Genomic DNA, 2,948 nt, shown 5'->3' on the forward strand with positions numbered 1-2,948 from the left:
CGTGCCGGTCGCCGCCGCCGCGGTGCCCGTGCTCGATCGCGCCGCCGCGCCCCGTGCCGGGCGCGGGCGCCTCGCCGTTCGGGTCGGTGTCGATCTCGATGATCGGGGTGCCGACGTCGACCGTCTGGCCGGGCTCCACGAGGATCGCCGAGACGACGCCCGTCCACGGGCTGGGCAGGTCGACGAGCGACTTCGCCGTCTCGATCTCGACGATCGTCTGGTTGACCTCGACGGCGTCCCCGACCGCCACGTGCCATGCGACGATCTCGGCCTCGGTCAGGCCCTCGCCCGCGTCGGGCAGCGGGAACTGCTGGTAGGTCGGCACGTGCGGGTCCTCCTCGGACGGGGCGGTCGGCGAGCGGGTCGGGTGAGCCCGCGCCGCCGCGTCAGGGGTGGCGACGCAGCGGCGCGGGCAGAGCCGTCAGAACGCGAGTGCGCGCTCGACGGCGTCCAGGACCCGGTCGAGACCGGGCAGGTAGTCGTGCTCGACCTTCGCGACCGGGTAGGGCGCGTGGAACCCGCCGACGCGCAGCACCGGCGCCTGCAGGTGGTAGAAGCACTCCTCGGTGATGCGGGCCGCGACCTCGCCGCCCGTCCCGTACAGCACAGGGGCCTCGTGCACGACGACGCAGCGGCCGGTGCGGCGGACCGACTCGGCGACCGTCGCGGTGTCGAGCGGGGACAGCGCGCGCAGGTCGACGACCTCGACGCTCGTGCCCTCCGCGGCGGCGGCCTCGGCGGCCTTGAGCGCGGTCTGCACGGTCGGCCCGTACGCCACGACGGTGACGTCGGTGCCCGCGCGCACGATCCGCGCCTTGTCGAGCAGCGGGCCGTCGGCGGGCGCGTCGAGGTCGACGTCCCCCTTCTCCCAGTAGCGGCCCTTGGGCTCGAAGAAGATCACCGGGTCGGGCGACGTGATCGACTGCTGGATCATCCGGTACGCCTCGACCGGGCTGGACGGGCTGACGACGCGCAGGCCCGCGGTGTGCGCGAACAGCACCTCGGGCGACTCGGAGTGGTGCTCGACCGCGCCGATGCCGCCGCCGTACGGGATGCGGATGACGACGGGCAGCGTCAGGCGGCCCTGCGAGCGGTAGTGCATCTTCGACAGCTGCGTCGTGATCTGGTCGAACGCGGGGAAGACGAACCCGTCGAACTGGATCTCGCACACCGGGCGGTAGCCGCGCAGCGCCAGGCCGATCGCGGTGCCGACGATGCCGGACTCCGCGAGCGGCGTGTCGACGACACGGTCCTCGCCGAAGTCCTTCTGCAGGCCGTCCGTCACGCGGAAGACGCCGCCGAGCTTGCCGATGTCCTCGCCCATGAGCAGCACGCGCGGGTCGTTCTCGAGCGCGCGCCGCAGGCCCAGGTTGATGGCCTTCGCGAACGTCAGACGCTGCGTGCCGCGGGTGCCGGCGTCCGCCGCGCGCACCTCGGTCGTGGTCGTGCTCACCGGTGGCTCCCTTCCCGCGACTGGCCGGCATCCGTGAACGACGCCTCGTACCGCTCGAACCAGGCCCGCTCGCCCTCGACGACGGCGTGCGGCGTGGCGTACACGTGCTCGAACATCGAGGCCGACGACGGGCGGCCCATCGCCCGGACCTCGGTGCGGATGCGCTCGCCGAGCGCGTCGGCCTCGTCGGCGACCTGCTCGACGAACTCGGCCGAGAGCTCGCCGAGCTGCTCGAGGTGCAGGCGGAGGCGGTCGATCGGGTCGCGGCGGCGCCAGTACTCCTCCTCCGCGCTGGACCGGTAGCGCGTCGGGTCGTCCGACGTGGTGTGCGCGCCCATGCGGTAGGTGAACGCCTCGACGAACGTCGGGCCGCCCCCGGTGCGTGCGCGCTCGAGCGCCTGCTGCGTGACGGCGTAGGTCGCGAGGACGTCGTTGCCGTCGACACGCACCGACGGGACGCCGAAGCCCGGGCCGCGGTCCGCGAGGGGCACGCGTGCCTGCTTGGTCGTCGGCTCGGAGATCGCCCACTGGTTGTTCTGGCAGAAGAACACGACGGGCGCGTTGTTCACGGCCGCGAAGACGAGCGCCTCGTTGACGTCGCCCTGCGACGTCGCGCCGTCGCCGAAGTAGACGACGACCGCCGCGTCCCGGTCCGGGTCGCCCGTGCCGACCAGGCCGTCGCGCTGGAGCCCCATCGCGTAGCCCGTCGCGTGGAGCGTGTGCGAGCCGATGACGAGCGTGTACAGGTGGAAGCCGTGGGCGACCGGGTCCCAGCCGCCGTGGTCGATGCCACGGAACAGCCGCAGCACCTGCGCGAGGTCGACCCCGCGGACGTGCGCGACGCCGTGCTCGCGGTAGCTCGGGAAGACGTGGTCGCGCGGGCTCATCGCGTGCGCGGAGCCGATCTGCGCGGCCTCCTGGCCGAGCCCCTGCGCGAACAGCGCGAGCTCGCCCTGACGCTGCAGCGACGTCGCCTCGGTGTCGAAGCGGCGCACCAGCACCATGTCGCGGTACAGCGCGCGCAGGCCGTCGGCGTCGAGGTGCGCGACGCGGGCGTCGAGGTCGGGGTGCGGGACACGCTCACCCGTGGGAGTCAGCAGCTGGACGAGACCGTCGTCGGTCGGCGGGCTGGTCTGGCTCACGCGGTTCTCCTTCACGCCGGCGGCGGTGGCCGCTCGTGGTCGGGCAGTCCGGGTCGTTGGCTCGAACCTACGTCAGCGTAGGCTACGCATGCGTAGGTTGCCCGCGAACCCGACGAACAAGGCTCGTCCGGACGCGTTGTGGAACCCCTACAGACCCCGTCGGCGGTTTTCAGCCGGTCGCGTCCTCACAGAACCCGCCGTGACCAGCCGATGACAGTGGTGAGGCGGTGAGCGCCACCGCGGGAAGGGGCCCGACGATGCGCGACGACGAGACCGGCGCGACCGGCGGCACCACCACGCCACCGGACCCCTCCCCCGCGGTCACAGCCGGCCGGGGCGTCGGCGCGCCGGCC

The 2,948-nt window shown here is 73.4% G+C and carries 3 protein-coding genes; all 3 read right to left on the minus strand.

Annotated features, from left to right (window positions below):
• Positions 1-325 (minus strand): biotin/lipoyl-containing protein (locus HGA02_RS15130; RefSeq protein WP_343035505.1); only part of this gene is annotated, 325 nt, incomplete at its 3' end.
• 96 nt (positions 326-421) lie between these two features.
• Positions 422-1,453, minus strand: coding sequence for an alpha-ketoacid dehydrogenase subunit beta (locus HGA02_RS15135; RefSeq protein WP_235843397.1), 1,032 nt, complete (start codon positions 1,451-1,453; stop codon positions 422-424).
• Complete coding sequence (gene pdhA / locus HGA02_RS15140; RefSeq protein ID WP_168679847.1) at positions 1,450-2,610, minus strand: pyruvate dehydrogenase (acetyl-transferring) E1 component subunit alpha; 1,161 nt, start codon at positions 2,608-2,610, stop codon at positions 1,450-1,452. Before pdhA ends, HGA02_RS15135 begins: the two co-directional genes overlap by 4 nt.
• Between the last annotated feature and the right edge of the window lie 338 nt (positions 2,611-2,948).

This window comes from Cellulomonas septica, from assembly GCF_012396155.1.
Classification (GTDB): domain Bacteria; phylum Actinomycetota; class Actinomycetes; order Actinomycetales; family Cellulomonadaceae; genus Cellulomonas; species Cellulomonas septica.